Annotated in this window: 14 protein-coding genes and 1 pseudogene; 6 read left to right on the top strand and 9 right to left on the bottom strand. The window is 64.5% G+C overall.

What is annotated here, in order from left to right:
• Window positions 1-85: 85 nt before the first annotated feature.
• Together WM2015_RS07020 and WM2015_RS07015 are read left to right on the top strand one after the other, a co-directional pair.
• Window positions 86-2,107: a M13 family metallopeptidase gene (locus WM2015_RS07020; RefSeq protein WP_049725379.1), complete on the top strand. Its 2,022-nt coding sequence runs from the start codon at window positions 86-88 to the stop codon at window positions 2,105-2,107.
• 11 nt (window positions 2,108-2,118) lie between these two features.
• A complete protein-coding gene (locus tag WM2015_RS07015) occupies window positions 2,119-3,114 on the top strand; it encodes a lipid A deacylase LpxR family protein (RefSeq protein WP_049725378.1) in 996 nt (331 codons plus the stop codon).
• A 21-nt stretch (window positions 3,115-3,135) separates the two neighbouring features.
• Here WM2015_RS07015 and WM2015_RS07010 read toward each other — a convergent pair whose 3' ends face one another.
• The 4 genes and pseudogenes from WM2015_RS07010 to WM2015_RS16405 all read right to left on the bottom strand — a co-directional run.
• Complete coding sequence (locus tag WM2015_RS07010) at window positions 3,136-4,656, bottom strand: cytochrome c3 family protein (protein ID WP_049725377.1); 1,521 nt, start codon at window positions 4,654-4,656, stop codon at window positions 3,136-3,138.
• Window positions 4,653-5,753, bottom strand: a complete 1,101-nt coding sequence (locus WM2015_RS07005) for an EAL domain-containing protein (RefSeq protein WP_049725376.1) — start codon at window positions 5,751-5,753, stop codon at window positions 4,653-4,655. Before WM2015_RS07005 ends, WM2015_RS07010 begins: the two co-directional genes overlap by 4 nt.
• A 74-nt stretch (window positions 5,754-5,827) precedes the next feature.
• The gene (locus tag WM2015_RS07000) at window positions 5,828-6,649 is read right to left on the bottom strand and encodes an SDR family oxidoreductase (protein ID WP_082169534.1); all 822 of its coding nucleotides are present in this window, start codon (window positions 6,647-6,649) and stop codon (window positions 5,828-5,830) included.
• A gap of 21 nt (window positions 6,650-6,670) precedes the next feature.
• A pseudogene (locus WM2015_RS16405) lies at window positions 6,671-6,796 on the bottom strand (TraR/DksA C4-type zinc finger protein); the annotation flags it as partial.
• A 114-nt stretch (window positions 6,797-6,910) separates the two neighbouring features.
• On the opposite strand from WM2015_RS16405, the gene WM2015_RS06995 reads away from it, so the two are divergent.
• From WM2015_RS06995 to WM2015_RS06980, 4 genes are all read left to right on the top strand, one after another.
• Window positions 6,911-8,230 (top strand): MFS transporter, encoded by a 1,320-nt coding sequence (locus tag WM2015_RS06995; protein ID WP_049725374.1) that lies wholly within the window; start codon window positions 6,911-6,913, stop codon window positions 8,228-8,230.
• Between the two features lie 3 nt (window positions 8,231-8,233).
• A complete protein-coding gene (locus WM2015_RS06990; RefSeq protein ID WP_049725373.1) occupies window positions 8,234-9,001 on the top strand; it encodes a cobalamin-binding protein in 768 nt (255 codons plus the stop codon).
• A gap of 85 nt (window positions 9,002-9,086) precedes the next feature.
• Complete coding sequence (gene rimO / locus WM2015_RS06985) at window positions 9,087-10,436, top strand: 30S ribosomal protein S12 methylthiotransferase RimO (RefSeq protein ID WP_049725372.1); 1,350 nt, start codon at window positions 9,087-9,089, stop codon at window positions 10,434-10,436.
• 145 nt (window positions 10,437-10,581) lie between these two features.
• Entirely contained in the window at window positions 10,582-11,997 is a 1,416-nt protein-coding gene (locus WM2015_RS06980; RefSeq protein ID WP_049725371.1) for a GGDEF domain-containing protein, read from the top strand.
• Window positions 11,998-12,062: 65 nt separating this feature from the next.
• Here the strand turns inward: WM2015_RS06980 and WM2015_RS06975 are convergent, their stop codons facing one another.
• The 5 genes from WM2015_RS06975 to WM2015_RS06955 form a co-directional block, all read right to left on the bottom strand.
• Window positions 12,063-12,944: a substrate-binding domain-containing protein gene (locus WM2015_RS06975; protein ID WP_049725370.1), complete on the bottom strand. Its 882-nt coding sequence runs from the start codon at window positions 12,942-12,944 to the stop codon at window positions 12,063-12,065.
• A gap of 181 nt (window positions 12,945-13,125) precedes the next feature.
• Entirely contained in the window at window positions 13,126-13,353 is a 228-nt protein-coding gene (locus WM2015_RS06970; protein WP_082169531.1) for a SlyX family protein, read from the bottom strand.
• A gap of 183 nt (window positions 13,354-13,536) precedes the next feature.
• A complete protein-coding gene (locus WM2015_RS06965) occupies window positions 13,537-16,881 on the bottom strand; it encodes an amidohydrolase family protein (protein ID WP_156200964.1) in 3,345 nt (1,114 codons plus the stop codon).
• A gap of 128 nt (window positions 16,882-17,009) precedes the next feature.
• Window positions 17,010-18,392 (bottom strand): hypothetical protein, encoded by a 1,383-nt coding sequence (locus WM2015_RS06960; RefSeq protein WP_169751116.1) that lies wholly within the window; start codon window positions 18,390-18,392, stop codon window positions 17,010-17,012.
• 190 nt (window positions 18,393-18,582) lie between these two features.
• Complete coding sequence (locus WM2015_RS06955) at window positions 18,583-19,512, bottom strand: 5'-nucleotidase (protein ID WP_049725366.1); 930 nt, start codon at window positions 19,510-19,512, stop codon at window positions 18,583-18,585.
• Window positions 19,513-19,531 lie beyond the last annotated feature (19 nt).

Below are 19,531 nucleotides of genomic sequence, written 5' to 3'. Positions count from 1 at the left end.
AATGTAGCACAACATCCGGTGAACCAAGGTCCATTCACACAAGCAAGGATAACCAACCGTGCAATTCAGAGCCTGCATTGTCGTCTTGATCACGCTTTTTGCGATCTCCAGCGTCCACGCCGACCGTCCGTCGCCCCCTGCGACCACGACCAGGGCCGCGACCCTCGGCGCCTGGGGCATCGAAACCGAAGGGCTCGCTGGACAGATCGAGGCCGGGGATGACTTCTTCACCTACGTCAACGAAGGCTGGATTTCAAAAGCGGAGATGCCGCCGGGCTTCGCTCGCTTCGGCGCCTTCACCGAGTTGGCCCTGCTGGCCGAAGAACGGGTCGAGGCGATCATTCGGGATGCAGAGGCCTCTGAAGAGGAGGACCAGGTCCGGATCGCGTCCCTGTACCGGAGCTACATGGACCTGGATCGCATCGAGAGCCTCGGTCTGACGCCGATCCGTGCCGAACTCGATCAACTGCTGGCGCTCGAGACCCATGAAGACATCGCGACCTGGATGAGCCGCAACGGGACCGCGTCGATCTTTTCGCTGTTCATCGGCCAGGATTCCGGCAACCCGGAACGCTACCTGGTCCACATCGGGCAAAGCGGCCTCGGCCTGCCCAACCGCGACTATTACCTGCGCGAGGATGCGCCCTTCCCCGAGCATCGCGCGGCCTATGTCCACTACATCCAGGCCACTCTTGAGCGTGCCGGCCTCGATGAGTCCCAGCGTCGCGCCGAAGCGATCATGGCCCTGGAAACGGCGCTGGCCGAAGTCCACTGGAGTCGAGTCCAGCAGCGAGACCGTGAGGCCAACTATCGCTTGATCGAGCGCGCCGCGTTAGAGGACATCGCACCGGGCTTTCCCTGGTCTGACTGGCTTTCGGCCCGTTCCGTCGACGCCATCGACGAACTGGTGATGCGCAACGACAGCGCGGTCCAGGCCAGCGCCGAGTGGTTCCGCTCGGTGTCGGTCGACGACTGGCGTGCCTGGCATGCCTTCCATTGGCTGGACAATCACGGGCCCTACCTCGGAGAGGCCTGGCGCCAGGCGCATTTCGATTTCCACGACCGTCGCCTCGGCGGGGTCGAAGAGGATCGCGCGCGCGACCGGCGAGGCATCGCGCTCGTCAGCAGCCGACTTGGCGAACTGGTCGGTCAGGTCTATGTCCAGCGCCATTTCCCCGCCAGCTACAAGGCCCAGATGGAAACCCTGGTCGAGTACCTTCGCCGCGCTTTCCGCGAGCGACTCGAGGCGCTTCCCTGGATGGACGAGGAAACGCGAAGCGAGGCGCTGGCCAAGCTGGCCGCCTTCCGTCCCAAGATCGGCTATCCCGACCGCTGGCGCGACTACTCAGGGATCATGATGCAGGGCAACGATCTGATCGGCAATCTGGATCGTCTCGCGGACTGGAGCTGGCAGGATTCCCTGGCCCGCCTGGACGAACCGGTAAGGGACTGGGAGTGGTTCATGTCGCCGCAGACGGTCAATGCCTACTACTCCTCGACGCGGAACGAGATCGTCTTTCCGGCCGCCATCCTGCAGGCGCCCTTCTTCGACCCGGCGGCAGACGCGGCCGTCAACTTCGGCGCCATCGGCGGCGTGATCGGCCACGAAATGGGCCATGGCTTCGACGACCAGGGCTCCCGCTCGGACGCCGCCGGCGTACTACGCAACTGGTGGTCCGAGCAGTCCAGAGCCCAGTTCGATGAGCGCAGCCAACGCCTCGCCGACCAGTACGACGCCTTCGAGCCCTTGCCGGGCATGAACGTCAACGGGCGCCTGTCCCTGGGCGAGAACATCGGCGATCTGGGTGGCCTGTCCATCGCCCACCATGCCTATCGTCTCTATCTCGAAGATCACCATGACGGCCAGGCGCCGGTGCTTGACGGATTCACCGGTGATCAGCGATTCTTCATGGCTTGGAGCCAGGTCTGGCGAACGATCGAGACGGAAGAATCCCTTCGGGCCCGTCTCATCCGGGGGCCGCACAGTCCGGCACAGTATCGAGTCAATGGCGTGGTGCGCAACATCGATGCCTGGTATGACGCCTTTGGCGTCACTGAAGAGCACGCGCTCTATCTCCCTCCGGAAGCGCGCGTCTCCATCTGGTGAGGAGCCGACGAATGAAATTCCTGCCGCTGGCCGCTGGGCTGCTGCTCGCAGCCCTGACGCCATTCGTTCAAGCCGACGACGCGAGTGACGAGACTGAACGATCGGCACTCTGGGTGTTCGAGTACGAAAACGATCTGTTTGCCGGCCGCGATCGCTACTACACCTCCGGCCTGCGACTCAGCCTCGTGGGACAGACGCGAACCCCGCCGAGCTGGCTGGAATCCGTGGCCCGCCGCTTTCCGGGTTTCGAGGAAGCCGAGACCCTGCCCTACAGCTTTTCCATCGGCCACAACATCTTCACTCCAGCCGACATCGAGAACCCGGAGTTTCCGCCCAACGACCGCCTCTATGCCGGCTGGCTCCATTTGATGTTCGCCACCGGCACGCTTCACGAAGGCGGTGCGGACCGGGTCCGCGTCGGCCTGGGGATCGCCGGCCCGGCCGCTGGCGGCAAGCAATTGCAGAAGACGATTCATCGGCTGATCGACACCCGTCGGCCGGTCGGATGGAACGAGCAGCTGGAGAACGAGCCCACGCTCCTCCTCGGCTATGACCGCATCCGGCGGATCAACCAGCTCGACACGCTCAACGGCCACCGCTTCGACGTCAATGCCTTCGGTGGCGTGACCGTCGGCAACGCCTACACGCACCTGACCGGCGGCGGCTTCATCCGAATCGGCTCGAACCTGACGACCGATTACGGTCCTCCCAGGATCACCCCGGCCGTTTCGGGATCCGCGTTCTTCCAGCCCAACGGACGCACCTGGTACCTGTTCCTGGGCACCGAAGGCCGTCTGGTCGGACGCGATCTCTTTCTCGAAGGAAACACCATCGGTGGACGGGATGGAGTGGACATACGGCGTTTCGTCGGCGAGGTCTTCGGGGGCTTCGTGTTCAGCCAGGGGCCGTTCCGGGTCACGTACACGCACGTCTGGCGTAGCAGGGAGTTCATCGGTCAACCGCAGGGGCAGGACTACGGGGCCTTGTCCCTCTCGATGTGGTGGTAGCCCCGGACCGACCCCGGTTCCTCAGTAACGAGCCAGCACCTCGCCCTCATCCGGCGCCGGCCCGGCCTCCGGCGCGCCCCACCAACGCGTCCTGATCTCGAGCAGTTCCTGAGGCGTCAGGTCTTCGTGACAATCGCTGCAGGCATTCGGCGCCTGATCGAGGCCGAAGCGAACGCTGTCTTCCGGATTCGGCAGGGAACTCATCTCATGCGTTCGGGCACGCTGCCAGATGCCGGTGTTGAGCTTGGTGATGTGGCGCGGCATGTGACAGTCATAGCAGAAACTGCCGGGTCCTCCGGCGCTGTGCCGGCTGTGAGCGCCTGGATCCCGGGCGATGTCTCCATGGCACTGACCGCAGTAGGCGTTCGAAGTCTCGGAGGCCGTCAGAATGCCCGGCACCGCCTCGGCCTTGTTCTGGTGCGGATTGTGGCAGTCATAGCATCGAACTTCGGCCTCCTGGTAGCAGGCCGATTCGATCAAGGAGCGGAACAGCATGCCGATGCCGCGCGGGCGTCCGTTCTGCCAGACCTCGATCGTGGGTGAGGTCCGACCGGGCGTGAGGGGCGCCTGGCGAAAATACCCGGACAGGTCGTTGATCCGACCGCTTCGACTGTATCCGGGCTCGTAGAGCCGGTAGATGTCCTGGTGGGCGCCGAAGATGTCGGCGCCGTGGCAGCGTGCGCAGACCGACATGGCCTGTTCCTTCGGAAGCTTGTCGGCGTTGGCCACGTAGGCGACGGGCTTGCCCTCGAAGTGGTTGCGGGCAAACATGGCCAATCGGTTGATCGGCGAGGACTCCATATAGGCCACGTGCAGGCTGCCCGGCCCGTGGCAGGATTCACAGCCGATGCCGGTCTCCTGCCAGCTGACCCTGGCCTCGGTGTGCGCCGCATTGCGCTCGTGGATTTCGAGATTCACCACGTGACAGCGTGCGCAATAGAGGTTCCAGGCGGAATTGACGCTCTGCATCTGGGCCCACAAATCGTCCAGGGTCTGAGCGCTCCCCTCCTGCAGATTCCAGTAAGGGAAATACTCCTGTCGCTCCGTCGACCACTGCAGCGGCAATCGCCTCAGCACGCCGCCATCTTCCTGGAACAGGTATTCCTGGCGATACTGGTAGCCGACCACCTGGCGGATCGGGAAACCGACGAATTCGGCGCGCTCGGGGTGGCGAAGCGCCATGTAGTAGCGCCCGTCCTGCTGGAACATCCTCGCGACCACTTCGCCGGCCAGCGGGTCCGGGCTGTCCTCGGGCAGCCTGAATTCCCCTTCGGTGAAATCACCGACCACCGAGCCGGCATCCGGGCGACGCACCATATTGGCGTGCGGCGACGCCTGCCACTGGCCGTGCATGATCGTGTGACAGTTCCCACAGACCGCCGAACCGACATAGTCCGCATCGAAGCGATGCTCGAACTGACCCGCCTGCCACCAGGACCAGGCACCACCCACCAGCAATACGGAAAAGAGGACCGTGGCGAACCAGCGCAGATGTCGCCGTGCCGGCCGAGCCCGCACCGGCTTCCGATCCTTCCGGCTCATGCCGATCGAAGGATGGCGCGAGGCCGTGAATAGAGGAAGCCCTGCAGGAAATCGATGCCGATCTCCCTGCAGAGTGCGGCGGTTTCCTCGGTCTCGATGCCCTCAGCGAGCGTTTTGATGCCCATGTCGACGATCAGTTCGTTGAGGGTCTTGAGCAGGCGATACTTGGCCGATTCCCGATCTTCCAGACCCCGAACGAGAGAAATATCGAACTTGAGGTAGTCCGGTGGGACTTCCACCAGCTCGAGTAGACGAGCCTGACCCGCCCCGAAATCATCGTAGGCCAGTTCGATGCCCATCCGATCGAGTTCCCGACGCACGTCACTCATCGTGTCGCGATCGGTGACCGCGGCCTCGTGCACTTCGAAGACCAGGCGCAGGCTCGGGAAATCGTTGTGCAACCTTGCCAACTCGGCGAGCAGCGCATCGAAATCCTCGCATTCGGCTGGATGGTTATTGAAGAACAGGGGACGTTTCAGGCCCGCTCTGGCGGCGGCCTCGAAGGAGCGCCTGCGCAGCAGGCGACTCAGCTTGACCTCCGCGTTCAATGCAGCGGCCAGGGCAAACAACTGCCCAGGACCCTCGGTCAATTCCTCGTGCAGACTGCGACCGAGCAACTCATGGCCATAGATCGTGCCATCGGCATGACAGATGTCCTGGTAGAAGGCCTCGACCTTGCCATGCTCGAGCAGATCGAAGAAGGCGGCCATCTGCAGGGGAAACTCGCTGGGCAAGGCGCTCATTCCGACGACGGTCTCGGTCGAAGCGGCCGAACCGCGCGGCCCTCCCATGCCCTCCTCGCGCATCAGGCGGAACTCGTGGTCGGCCAGGTGCACGACATCGCCCACCTTGAGCGCAGTGCGCTCGGCAATGCGCTGGTGATTGACGAAGGTGCCATTGGTGCTGCCGAGGTCTTCGACCCAGAGGGCGCCATCCTGCAGCTCGAAGCGGGCATGCAGACGCGAGATTCGATCGACGTTGAGCTGCGCATTGCAGTCGGGGTGCCGCCCGACCGTGGCCGGAAACGCATCGAGGTTCAGTCGCCGCGGAAGGTGGGACTGCCCCCTGGAACTCTCGAGATAGAAACGCTCGCTCATGGCGTGCCCGTCAACCTTTCCACAACGGCCCTCGAGCCAGTATCCCGGGATTGGGTCGGCCTTTCAAGCGCCGTCTATCCGCGGCGGGCACGTCGCTCGGCCTTCTTCACCTGTTTGATCAGCATCCGGTAGTAACGCTCGGGGAACCAGCGCTTCAACCGCCAGGCCCAGCGCGTATTGCCATGGGTGAGCAGCATGAAACGAGGGCGTCGGACGGCGGCAAAAACGGTCTGGGCCACGTCCTCTGCGGTCACACCCGAGTTCTGCATCCATCGCTCGACGCGGCGCTGGTAGCTGTCATCCGGTGCACGCATGGTCTCGGTGAGGCGCGTCTTGACGAAGGCCGGGCACAGCACCGACACCTCGACCCCGGCCGGCGCCAACTCGGCGCGGAGCATTTCCGACAGGGCCACGACCCCGGCCTTGGCCGTGCCGTAGGCGTTGATCCCGGGTGCCGCGGCAAAACCGGCGAAGGAAGCGACGTTGATGATGTGCCCGCGTCCCTGTTCACGCATCATCGGCGCAAAGGCCTTGCAGCCCGCCACCACACCGAGCAGATCGATCTCGATGACCCAGCGCCAATCCTCCATCGAGGTTTCTTCCAGGCTGCCGCCGACGGCCACACCGGCGTTGTTGACCAGGACATCGAGACCACCGAACTCCTCCCGCACGGCCTCGATGGCCCGAGTCCAGGCCGACTCATCGGTGATATCCATCACGAACCAACGGGCTGACGCTCCCAGCGATTCGGCCACGCCGCGGGCGCGATCCTCATCGAGATCGGCCACCATGACGGCGTAGCCTGCCGCCGCAAAACGCCGCGCCATTGCCTCGCCGAGACCGGCGCCTCCACCGGTAATCAGTACGCTGGGTCGACGAGAATCCTGTTCTGGCATGTGTTCTTGCTCCTGGGCTTGTCAGGGGGTCCGGGTCCGACCCTGGATGAGGAACTCCAGGGCCCTGGCACAGCGCAGACACCTCGGCGTGGCAGGGTCTGCTTCCATTCTCGCTCCGCCGATGGCTTCACCGCAGTCTGCGCAGTCAAACCAAGGGTTCGGAAATGGTCCAAGTCAGCGATGAAAAAAGGCGAAGCGAGGATGTAGTGTACCCGCCGCGCGCGCTACCATGAGCGCACCCGTTCACGCCCGCGATCGACGATGGTCAGCAGAAAACGTGCGCCGATGAAGGAGATCGCCGGCTGGGCGATGTTCGACTTCGCCAATCAGGCCTACACCCTGCTGATCATCACCGTGGTCTTCGGTGATCTGTTCACGCGGGTGATCGTCGGTGATGCGCCGGACTTCCGCCTCGGCAATCTGCTCTGGAGCCTGGCGCTGGCGATCAGCTACCTGCTGGTCGTGGTCGCGGCCCCGATCTGCGGCGCCGTCATGGACCATCGTCGCTGGCGCAAGCGCTTTCTCTTCCTGAGCTACCTGGCCACGGTCATCAGCACCGCCCTGCTCTGGCTGATCGAACCCGGCTGGATCCTCTGGGCCATGGCCTTGATCATCGTTTCGAACTTTGCCTACGCGATCGGGGAGTCCTTCATCGCCGCCTTTCTGACCGGCCTGGGGCCACCCGAGGATCTGGGCTGGATTTCGGGCCTGGGCTGGGCCCTTGGCTATGCCGGCGGCCTGGTCGCCACGGCCTTTGCCCTGGCTTTTCTCGGCGAAGTCAGCCTGGACAACTACGATCGCATTCGCTGGGTCGGCCCCTTCGCCGCCGGCTTCTTCCTACTGACCGCCCTTCCGACCTTTCTCTGGCTGCGCGAGCGTGGTCGCCGACGCCCCTTGCCCGACGGTGCCAGCTATCTTCGCCTGGCCGTGAAGCGGATGCAGGGCACGTTTCGACAGCTGGGACGTTTCCACGATCTGGCCTGGCTGATGGGCTCGATCTTCTTCCTTATGGCTGGCGTCTACATCGTGGTCAGCTTCGCCTTCATCTTCGGCGCCCAGGTCATCGGCTGGTCCGAGTCCACCCGCGTGCTGATGTTCGTACTGGTACAGATCACCGCCGCCATCGGCGCGCTGGGTTTCGGTGTCCTGCAGTCCATGATCGGCGCACGTCGCACCTACCTGATCACCCTCTGGCTCTGGCTGCTGGCGATTCTCGCGATCTGGCAGACGCCCGCCATTGCCGAACTGAGCCGGTCCCTGTTCGGCGTGCATTGGTCGGCCGAACAGGTCTTTCTCGGCGCGGGCGTGCTGGCGGGCCTGAGCCTGGGCTCCTCCCAATCGGCTGGCCGCGCACTGGTCGGCCTGCTGACACCCAACGGCCGCTCGGCCGAGTTCTTCGGCTTCTGGGGCACGGCCTCGAAGCTGGCCGCGATCTTCGGCATCCTCGGCCTCGGCCTGCTGCAGGCTGCCTTCGGGCTCGGCACGGCGATCGTCTTCTGCCTGCTGCTGTTTGCCCTGGCCATCCTCATCGGAATTCGAGTCAACGAGGACCGCGGACGCCGCGCGGCCAGTCTGAGGTAGCCCATGCGCATCGTCTCCCACACCTGTTCGAACACCGAGATCGTCTGCGCCCTGGGACGGGCCGACTGGCTGGTGGGCGTCGACGATCATTCGGATTTCCCTCCCGAGATCGTCTCGACGCTGCCCCGGATCGGTCCGGACCTGGACATCGACGTCGAACGCGTGCAGGCGCTGAAGCCCGACCTGGTCATCACCTCGCTGACCGTGCCCGGTCACGAGCGCTGCCTGGAACGATTGCAATCGGCCGGGCTCCCTCTCCTCCTCACCCAGCCGCAGGGCCTGACCGATGTGATCGAGGACATCCGCCGCATCGGCCTGGCGCTGGATGCGGCCACTGCGGCTCGGCATCTGATCGAGGCCTTCGAGCAGCGCCTGGACCTTCCCCCTCCAGCGCATGCGCCCGTCCCGATCCTGATCGAATGGTGGCCCAAGCCGGTGATCGTTCCCGGCCGCAGATCCTGGACGAACGAGATGCTCGAACGGGTCGGTGGAGTCAATCCCTTTGCCGACGTTGATCGCGAGAGTCTGGAAATCAGCACCGAGCAGGCCTGCTCGGCGCAGCCCGAAGCCATCGTGATGAGCTGGTGCGGCGTAGCCGAAGACAAGTATCGGCCGCACATCGTCACCCGGCGGGAGGGCTGGTCGGAACTCCCGGCGGTCCGAAACGGGCGGGTGCTCCCGATCAGCGAAGCCTGGCTGGGCCGTCCCGGACCTCGCCTGATCGAGGGCTTCGACAGGCTGGCCGAAGTGGTCCGCCGTTGCCGCGAATGAAATCGGCACGCGTCCGAGAAGGATTTCCAGCTTCAGGACGAGTCAAAGCCCGTGGAGCAGGGGTCTTGCGAGGTAGAATGCGCGCATGAGCAATCGCCCCAATCAGAACCCGACCGTTGGCCTGGTGTCCCTGGGCTGCCCCAAAGCCCTGGTGGATTCGGAACAGATCGTCTCGCGGCTGAAGTCCGAGGGCTATCGATTGGTTCCCAGTTACGAAGATGCCGATCTGGTGGTCGTCAACACCTGCGGCTTCATCGATTCGGCCAAGGCCGAGTCGCTGGAGACGATCGGTGAAGCCCTGAGCGCGAACGGCAAGGTGCTGGTGACCGGCTGCATGGGCGCCAAGCCCGAAGAGATCCTGAAGATCCACCCCAAGGTGCTGGGCGTCAGCGGTCCGCACCAGGCCGACGCCGTGATGTCGTCCGTGCACGAGCACCTGCCTCGCCCGCACGACCCTCGCATCGACCTGGTGCCGCCAGGCGGCCTGAAACTCACGCCACAACACTACGCTTATCTCAAGATTTCAGAGGGTTGCAACCACAAGTGCAGCTTCTGCATCATCCCGGACATGCGCGGCAAGTTGCGTTCGCGTCCCCTCGGCATGGTGATGCGGGAGGCCGAAGCCCTGGTCGAGCGTGGCGTCGGCGAACTGCTGGTCATCTCCCAGGACACCAGCGCCTACGGGGTCGATCTGAAGTACCAGACCGACTACTGGCAGGAGCGCGAGTACGAGACGCGAATCCACGACCTTGCCCGCGCCCTGGGTGAGCTCGATGCCTGGGTCCGACTGCACTACGTCTACCCCTACCCGCATGTGGACAGCCTGATCGGCCTGATGAACGAAGGGCTGATCCTGCCCTACCTGGACATCCCCTTCCAGCACGGCAGTGCGCGGGTACTGAAGGCCATGCGCCGCCCGGCGGCGTCCGAGAACACGCTCCAGCGCGTGCAGGCCTGGCGCCAGGAATGCCCGCAGCTGATCATCCGCTCCACCTTCATCGTCGGCTTCCCCGGCGAAACCGAGGAGGAATTCGAGGAGTTGCTCGACTGGCTCCGGGCCGCCGAACTCGATCGTGTCGGTGCCTTCGAGTACTCCCCCGTCGAAGGCGCTCGCGCCAACGAACTGGCCGACCCCGTGCCGGACGAAGTCAAGCACGAGCGTTGGCAGCGGTTCATGGAAGTCCAATCGGAAATCAGCGCCCGCCGCCTGGAACGACGCGTCGGCGGCTCCGAGCCCGTCGTCATCGACAAGCTCGAAGGGGACGTGGCCATCGCCCGCAGCTACGGCGATGCGCCGGAAATCGATGGCCAGGTCATCGTCGAGAATCCGGGGCCGGTCGAGCCCGGCGACTTCATCGACGTCGAGATCACAGGCTCGGACGCGCACGACCTGTTCGCACGTCGAATCGACGACCCGGAAGCGCCCCTCGCCTGATGCATCGAGCCGGGCAGCGGCGATCTGCGCAGGGACGAAGGTCCGCCTGAGGCTCGATGAAGCTTCAGGACGGCCATTCCAGAGGACGCGGTGTCGCTATGATGGTACTTTCCGCAGGTGGCGTGGGGCCAGGCTTCGATCACCCATGAACGACCGGACCAGGATCGATCGGGCTCTTCAGGGCCTCGTGCTCTGCGGCGCATGGCTGGCGGTGTGGGGCGTCGGCCATCTGGCGGAATACACCGCGCACGCCAGTGTCTGGTACCCGCCAGCTGCCCTTACCTTTGCCGCCCTCCTGGTGATCGGACTGCGTGCCCTGCCCTGGCTGTTCGTCGCCAATTTCATCGCGACGCTGTGGTCGGTCTGGCTCTACGAGGTCAACGTCGACTGGACGGACATCGTCGGCGGCGGAATCGCCAACGCCATTGCCCATATCGGCTGCTACGGGATCGGCGCCGCAGCCCTGCGTCGCATCGCCAGCCGGCAACACCACAGCCTGCCACGAATCGTGATCGCCTTTCTGGGCATCGCCACTGCGAGCTCGATGGCCACCACGATCGGCGTGATCACCAGCCTGGTGCTCTTCGGACTGCTCTCTGCCGATGCGGTGGTCGACACCTGGCTCGCCTTCTGGATTGGCGACTTCGTGGCGCTGGTCGTGCTCGGACCCCTGTTCGGCGCTCTGCTGATCAAGTTGGTGCGGCAGCCGGCATTCTGGATCGAGCCTCTGGACACCGTGCGGCAGGACGGTCTCACGGGCAGCTTCGCCGTCAAGTTGCTGGTCGCCTGTCTGGTGACGGGCGCCGCGATGGCCGCCGCCGCCATGCTCGGAACGAAGGAAAGCGCCTTCCTCATCTTCTTCCTGCTCATTCCCCAGATGTGGCTGACCCATTCGGAATCGCCATTGCGGACCGCCGCGAGCCTGGGCACGATCAGTTTCCTGATCGTCGTTCTACTGGCCGTCCTGAGCCTGGCCGACTTCGTCTTCGTCTACCAGTTCGCGATTGCGATCGTCGCGACCACGGCCTACTTCGGCCTGGCCATCCCACTGCTGGCCTCCGACAACGAGAAGCTGCGCGAACAGCTGATGTTCGACCGGCTCACGGGGGCGGCCTCGCGCGATCTGCTGTTGCTGGAGGCGAATCGAGAGTTGGCACGGACCCGACGGGGGAGCAGGAGCTGCATGGCCGTGATCGACCTCGACCGCTTCAAGCGGATCAACGATCGCTGCGGACACGCTCGTGGAGACCAGGCACTGGTCGCGCTCGCATCGATCATGCAGCGACACACCCGCGGCACCGATATCGTCTCGCGCTACGGCGGCGACGAGTTCGTGATCCTCTTCCCCGACACCAGCCCGGAAGCGGCGCTCGCGCGCCTCGAGGTGCTGCGCGAGCAGGTGCGCAACTGCAAGGCCGTGCCGGACGTGGGCATGACGGTCAGCATCGGACTCAGCGAAGCCCGACCCGACGACGACTTCCAGCGCTGGTTCGAACGTGCCGATGCGGCCCTGCTCACGGCCAAGCGGCGCGGAAGGGATCGGGTCGAACGACGGGACTGAGCAACCATCGGCCAACGCTGCTCCGATGCGAAGGCTCGACATCACGGTCCCGGGACGGCATTGGATCAGTCGCTGAAACGGCAGCCGGACACACAGCAGCGCTCGGGCGTCACGGGTCGCTCGAGCAGACCCAGATCGTCGAGCGTACCGATGATCTGCCGCAGCGCCGAGCGGCTGAGCGTTGCGTCGCTGGCCCATTCGGTCAGCCCGAACCACTCGCCTGCCTGCTGCCGCGCAAGTCCGTAGCGAGAAGCGACGATGGCGACGATGTCGGGTCGCTCCTCCATCTCGCTGCAGATCTCGTTGATGACCGCGCCGACGGCGGCAAGCAGGTCGGGCGATTCCTCAGCCAGGCGCTCGCTTACCGCCAGGGCGAAGGCCGGCCAGGGGGTCGGGCATTCGCCCACGCGCCGCATCAGGCCTTGATCGACGTAGGGCTGGGTCGTGAAGCGCTCCCACAGAAAACCATCCGCCTCCCGGTTCTCGAAGGCAGCAATTGCCCCCTTCAGATCCCCCACCTCGACAAAGCAGAGGTCTTCGTCCGGGTTCCAGCCACGCTGCCGGGCGGCGACGAAGGCCATCAGATGCGAACCGGATCCGTAGCGGCTGATCGCGAAGCGCCGGCCGCGAAGTGCGTCGACGGACTGGAATTCACTTCCCGCGGGAACGTGGATGCCCCAGATCAGCGGTGAGCGGACATACCACTGGAGAATGCGCATCGGTACACCGCGGGCGATCGCCGCGATGGCACCCTCGCTCAAGGGGAGCGCCAGATCCAGCCGACCTTCGGCCAGGCCTCGGGCAATGTCGCCCGTACCGCCGGGGCAGTCGATCCAGCGCAGGTCGATGCCGACGTCCGCAAAACGACCCTCTTCGATGGCCAGATGCCAGGGAAGATTGAAGTGCTCGGGGACGCCGCCGATGGTCAGAACGGTTTGCTTCGGCATGCGGATAGTCTGACATGACTGAACAGAATCGGTGGCGGAACTTTGTCAGAGCAAGCTCTGCAGGTGCCGATACGGGCGGTCAGGCTCCAATCGTTCGAAATCGCCGCGAAAGGGCCGCAGTGCGCGAGCTGCCGGAAACGTACCCGGAACGCGCTCGAACCTGCCCCGGAGCCGCCTGGAATCAATAATGCGGCGGACGTTCGTCGGCCTGACCCTCGATGCCCGTTTCGTCCTGCAGGCTCTCCAGCTGGCGATGCAGGGCATCCAGTTTCCGGTGCAGGATCCGGGCTTCGTTCTGCTGGCTTTCCAACTCGCCGGCCAGCACGTCGACGGTGTGTTCGAGAAAGGCCAGCTTGGATTCCAGCTGGGCCATGCGATCAGCGTGCTCCGGGTCGTCGTGACTAGTCATGCCTGCGCTGCCTCCAGCATCGTTTTCGGTGTCGGTCCTTGCCTGGACGCTCGCAAGCAAAGGGTCCGGGGCGAAGGTCCTTCATGGAGCTTCACCAAGCATCGGCCCGGATTCACCCGGGCCGACGCTCTATGTTTAGGACTTCCTGTTGCGATTGCACGCAATTTTCGGCGATACCAGGCATCAGCCCCGGCAGTACCAGCCCAGAACGTGTCCGAGCTCGTGGAAGTACTGCATCGTTTCCTGGTTCCAGGCATCGCCGCCTTCGGTTTCGAAGAAGAAGGGTTCCAGCTCGACCTGCTCCGGGGCGATCTGATTCATCGTCGAAGAATCGTACAAGCGGCCGTTCTGCATGGTGTACACGACCCGCTCGCTCTGGCGGATGTCGTTCAGGACGTCACCATCGATGACGACGATGTCGGCCAGTTTGCCGGCTTCGATGGATCCGATATCGGCCTCCATGCCGAAATAGGTGGCCCCGTCGATGGTGGCACCGCGCAGCGCTTCCCAGGGGCTGAAGCCGCCCTGCACCATCATCCACATTTCCCAGTGAGCAGCCAGGCCAGCCAGCTGGCCATGGGCGCCGATGACGACCGGAATGCCGCGCTGGTTCATCTGGTGGGTGGCCTCTGCCACGGCGATGTGGTTGTAGAGGTTTTCCGGTGCCGTCGGACGACGGATGGAGCGGGGGTAGACCACGGACCGAGGCACGAAGTTGAGCAGGTGCTCGTTCTTCCAGACCTCGGTCTTGTCGTACCAGTACTCCTCACCCATCATGCCACCGTAGGCCACCCCGAAGGTCGGCGACCAGACGACCTCGGTCTGCCCCCAGAACTGCTGCACATCGTCGTAGATGCGATGCACCGACAGGCTGTGCTCGATGCCCGTGTGTCCGTCGGCAATCTGGCTCATGTTCTGCTCGAAGCGCATGCCGCCTTCGGGGACGACCATGATGTCGAGCTCATGACCGGCTTCGATCACCTGCTGGCGCTGGTCGCGGCGCAGGTAGTTGTAGCTCTTCACCGAGATCGCCCCGAGGTCCTTCTGGCGCTGGACGTGAAACAGGGCGTCGTCGTAGCTGTCGATGCGCGCCGTGGCCCCGGCGGCCAGGGCGCCGTAGAGGATCCTGCCGGTGGAGTACAGACGAGGCGCCAGCACCTGCCCTGCCCGCTGGAGCTCGGCCATGGAGAAGATAGCGGCATTGTCGTTGGACGGGTCATGGCTGGCGGTGACACCGAAGGCCAGGTTGGCGATCTGCATCCAGTTCTGCTGAGGCGTGAGCTGCTGGTTGCTCATCGCGCCGTGGGCATGGCTGTCGAACAGGCCCGGCACGACGGTCTTGCCTTCCAGATCGAAGACCTGATAGCCATCGGGAATCTCGATGTCACCCATTGCACCGACGGCGACGATGCGGTGGCCTTCGACAAGTACCACCCCGTTCTCGATCACTTCCTGCTGATTCTGCGCATCGCGCATGGTGACGATGCGACCGTTGCTCAGGGCGATGCGCCCATCGTGGCGGTCGCTCTCGACCATGATCGACAGGTCCAGGCCCTCGGTGACCGGCTCGGGCAGTTCCTCCGGCGCGTCGGCCAGGAAGGCGAAGGCGTCGCTCAGGTCACGACGATAGAGGGTCGCGCCATGGGACCAGGCCAGGGTATGGTTGTCATTGGTGAAATGCAGATCCGCGCCGGCACGGGCCGAAACCTGGCGGACCGGAAAGGCCTTCGTGCCCGAGCTGAGATTCACCACCTGTCCGGTCGCGAAGAACGGGGCGACATAGGCCTTGTAATGCTCGGCGAAGGCGACCCAGCGACCGTCGCTGGAAACTTCGTATTCGGTGATCCAGGCCCCGACCAGGTGCTCGCGCGCATCTTGGCCGTTCAGATCGACGCTATTCAGGGCCATCCGGGTTCCATCCAGGCGCTGGCTGAACAGGATCCGCTCCCCGTCCGCAGAGAACTGCGGGTCCGAACCGCTGTCCGTGACGAACACCGGCTCACCGCCGTCGAGCGCCACTCGATAGAGGCCCGTTCGCTCGGACCAGTTCGGCGAGGTCAGGTAGCCTCCGCTCGTCTTGCGATACACCACGTGTTCGCCGTCGGGCGAGAAGCTCGGCTCGACGTAGTGGCCCGGTTCGCTGCTCAGCACCCGACCGCGTCCTCGTCCGACGGGCGCGATGCGAACGCTTCCCAGATCCTGATCGTCAAAGGTCGTGTAGACCACCCAGCGCGAGTCCGGCGAGAAGCGCGGGTAGAACTCCCAGTGCTCGTTCTGGCGGGTCAGGCGACGATGGCCGCCGTCTTCCAGATCGTGCAGCCACAGGTAGCCCAGGGCCTGGTAGATGGCCCACCGACCGTCCGGGCTCGACTGGGTCCAACGTGCCATGCGGATCGGGAATTCGTCCGGAGACACCTCGACGCTGCGCTGCAGGGCCGGACGGATCTCGCGCTGGGTGCGAATCCGCACCGGGATTTCCTGATGGCTGCCGTCGGTACCGATGCGGTGGAATCCACCACCGGCCCAGATGACGATCGACCCGCCGTCCGGGTGCCAGGCGAAGGCGGGGTAGTTGCCCATGTCGCCCGAGGTTTCCTGCTTGTCGCGCTCGAGTCGGTCGAAAAGGGTGTGTTCGATGCCCGAGTCCAGGTCACGAACCATCAGCCGCGAACTCAGCTCGGTGGGGTTGCGGCGAACGAAGGCCAGCTGCTTGCCGTCCGGCGAGAGCACGGGACGAATGGCACCGCCCGGGCCGCCGGTGACCGTCTCGACCTCGCCGCTGGCCAGCTCCAGGCGACGAACGGCGAAGATGCCCTGGTTGGCGTCGCGATTGTAGGCCCAGACACGCTCGGGCGTGACATCCTGGCTGAAGTACACGTACTCGCCGTCGGGCGAGAAGAAGGGCTCGGCGATGTTCTTCTGCGACTGATCCCCGTGCGTGCGAGCCACCAGCTCGACCCCACTGCCCCCTGAGCGGTGGTACATCCAGATCGAGCCGGCCGGAATCGAACGGGTCGACACGTAGCCCTTGCGAGCGGCGATGTACTGCCCGTCCGGCGACCAGGCCGGATTGTGCAACAGGTGCTCGGTCTCGCTGGTGACCTGGACCGGGTCGCTGCCGTCGGCCTTCATGATCCAGATGTTTTCGGCACCGCCGCGGTCGGAGATGAAGGCGATCTCCTCGCCGCTCGGGCTGAAGCGGGGCTGAAAGCTCCAGGCGATGTCTTCGGTCAGCGCCCTCGCCTCTCCGCCCTCGATGCCGACGGTGTAGATGTCACCGAGCATGTGGAAGACCAGGGTCTGGCCGTCCGGGCTGACGTCGACGTCGGCCCAGGTCACGGTCTCGGTGTCGATCGCGATCGTCTGCCACTCACCCGGCGGTTCGTTGACCGACCAGTCTTCCCGGGGATCGTCCGCCTCCTGTTCGACCTCGCTGGGCTCGACATCCTCCTCCTGAGCGAAGGCGAGTGGTGCCCAGGCGAAGTTCAGGAGAAGAAAAAGAAGAAAGGTCAGGGTGCTGTTTTTCATGGAAAAGTCCTTGCGGGGGCGCACGTCAGGAGCGCTCAGGAAGTCGAACGCGAAGCCGGTCGACTGTAATTGCCCCTGCCCGCGAGGTCAAGATCATGGCTTGTGACTGCGACCGAAACGCAGGTTGATCAGGGTTCCGGCTGCAGCAGCGGCGCCTCGAAGCGATCGCGAAACAAGGTCGACTCGAAGCCCAGGATGGTCGGCTCGAGTTCCGCGATCAGGTCCCCGACCTGCCCGTCCGAGACTGCGCCCAACAACAATCGTCCGTTTTCATAGCGCGCCGAGACCGCGATGTCCTTCGAGCCCGGGCCCGCGCGGTCCAGCTCCATGCGCCAGCGACCGGACTCACCGAAGCGTCGGTCGAAGCGGCCGTCGGCCAACAAGCGAGCCATGGCCAGTTCGCTGCCATTGAGCCAGTCCGGATCGTCACCGATCGTCACCGTGATCAGCATGCGCCCCTGCTCGTCGACCGTCATGCCGCCGACGACCTGATACTGGAACAGTTCATCGAAGCGAAACCAGACCCGACCACCGATATTGCCGAAGGAAGGATCGGCCTGACCTGCCGGGTCGAGCTTGGCCACACCGATCCAGTCGAGCTCGCCTTCATCGGCGAGCTGCAGGGCAGCGACCACGCTGCCATCGCTCAACATCTGCGCGTCGCGCACGGCGACTCGGGCATCACCGCCGCCCACACCATCGAAATGCACGCGCGCCAGACCGTTGTCACCGTAGCTCGTATCGATACTGCCATCGGCGATATTGATCCGCACGGCGTAGAGGTCCTGAGTGAATTCGGGAACGTAACGGATTCCACCGAACAGGACAACGACCTGTCCGCCACGTACCCGTGTCACGTGGGGCCGGAGCGTCAGCAGACCTTCCCACTCCAGCGCGACATGACCGTCGACGCCGAAGCCGATCAGCGGCGCACCCACATCGTCCATTCCGGACAGGGTCACGGCCGTGGTGGTGATCAGGATCTGGTCGTCGTTGTAATGGCCCACCGCCAGCAGGGCATTGCCGGGCAGATTGACCAGGTCACTGTAGCTCTCGTAGTCCAGCCCCTCGGTGAACTCCAGGAAGGTGTGGGTGGCGCAGCCATTGTCGTCGCCGAAGCTGCCGTTGAAGGCGGTCCCGGCCACAGGAAGAAGACAGACACCGGAATGGCCATTGGCACGACCGGCGATCGCGATCTGCCCATCCGAACGACGGAGGCTGCTTGTCGGATAGAAATTACCGCCGAGCCAGTCCGGCTCGGTGACGCCATCACCGCCGCCGAAGCTGGTGTCGGTACTGCCATCGGCGTTCAGGCGCCACATGAGCACCCCGTCGTAATCCGACGGGCGGGAGATCATGACGAGCTTGCCTGTACCGGTCCGATACAGATCGCCGAGAGGATCGCTGACGGCTGCGTTCCCGGAGGAGAAACCGGTGGCCACGGCGACCCCGTCACCATCCCAGCTCGGGTCAGGCACCGTATCGACCGCAACGGCCGGAGTGGCAAGCATCGAGACCACCAGGAAAGGGACCATCCGAAAACGGCCGCGAGAGGCAAAGGCAGACATGGCGTGCTCCAGAAAGAAGAGTGTTGGTTCTCCGTACGGAAAACCGGGCACTCAGGGATCACGCTCCTGGATGGAAGCTCTTTGATGGAAGCACTCGGTCAGACCCGATGAGCCTGGGCCGGGCGGCCGCCGATCAGGGCTCGTTGGCCACCCCATGCGGCACATGGCCCGTCGCGACTTCCTTGCTGGCGATCGAGCAGTGCATCTGCTGGTCATCGAAGAAGATGTCGGCGCCGAAAGCACGCAGGAACGGGGCCTTCTGCCGTCCGCCCAGGAACAAGGCCTCGTCGACCCGGATACCCCAGGCACGCAGGGTCAGGATCACGCGCTTGTGGGCCGGTGCCGAGCGCGCCGTGATCAGGGCCGTGCGAATCGGGTTTTCCTCGACCGGATAGGCCGACTGGATGCGCTGGATCCCCTCGAGGACCCGCTTGAACGGACCGGCCGCCAGGGGCTGGCTGGCCGCGCGACGCTCCGAATCGGAAAAGGCCGCCAGGCCCTGCTCCTTGTAGACTCGCTCGGCCTCGTCGGAAAAGATCACCGCGTCCCCGTCGAAGGCCAGGCGAAGCTGGCTGGAATGATTCTCGCGGGTGGCCGAGGGCAGAATCGTGGCCGCCGCGTAGCCTGCCATCAGCACCCGACGCACGTCATCCTCGTTTGCAGACAGAAACAACTGCACGCCCGAGGGCTCGATGTATTGCGAGGGGCTGGCCCCATTGGTGAAGACGGCGCGCTGGACGTCCAGGCCGTAGTGCTCGATGGAATTGAAGATGCGAAGCCCGGTGTCGGCACTGTTGCGCGAGAGCAGTATGACCTCGACGCCGGGATGATCCATGCCGTCCTGGTTCAGATGCAGCAGTTTCTTGACCAGATTGAAGGCCACGCCGGGCTGCAGGATCTCGTCCTCGCGCTCGCGCTGGTAGGCCATGTACGCTTCCAGGCCCTGCTCTTCGTAGATCTTGTGAGTGGAGTCCAGGTCGAAGAGTGCTCGCGACGAGATCCCGATCAGCAGCGGACCGGGCGCCCCTTCGGCTTCGTTTTCCTGGTAATCGGTGTCACTCATCGTAAGGTCGGTCCGGATC

It is taken from the genome of Wenzhouxiangella marina, assembly GCF_001187785.1.
In the GTDB taxonomy this organism is placed as follows: domain Bacteria; phylum Pseudomonadota; class Gammaproteobacteria; order Xanthomonadales; family Wenzhouxiangellaceae; genus Wenzhouxiangella; species Wenzhouxiangella marina.
This window is presented reverse-complemented; position numbering and strand designations above follow the sequence as displayed.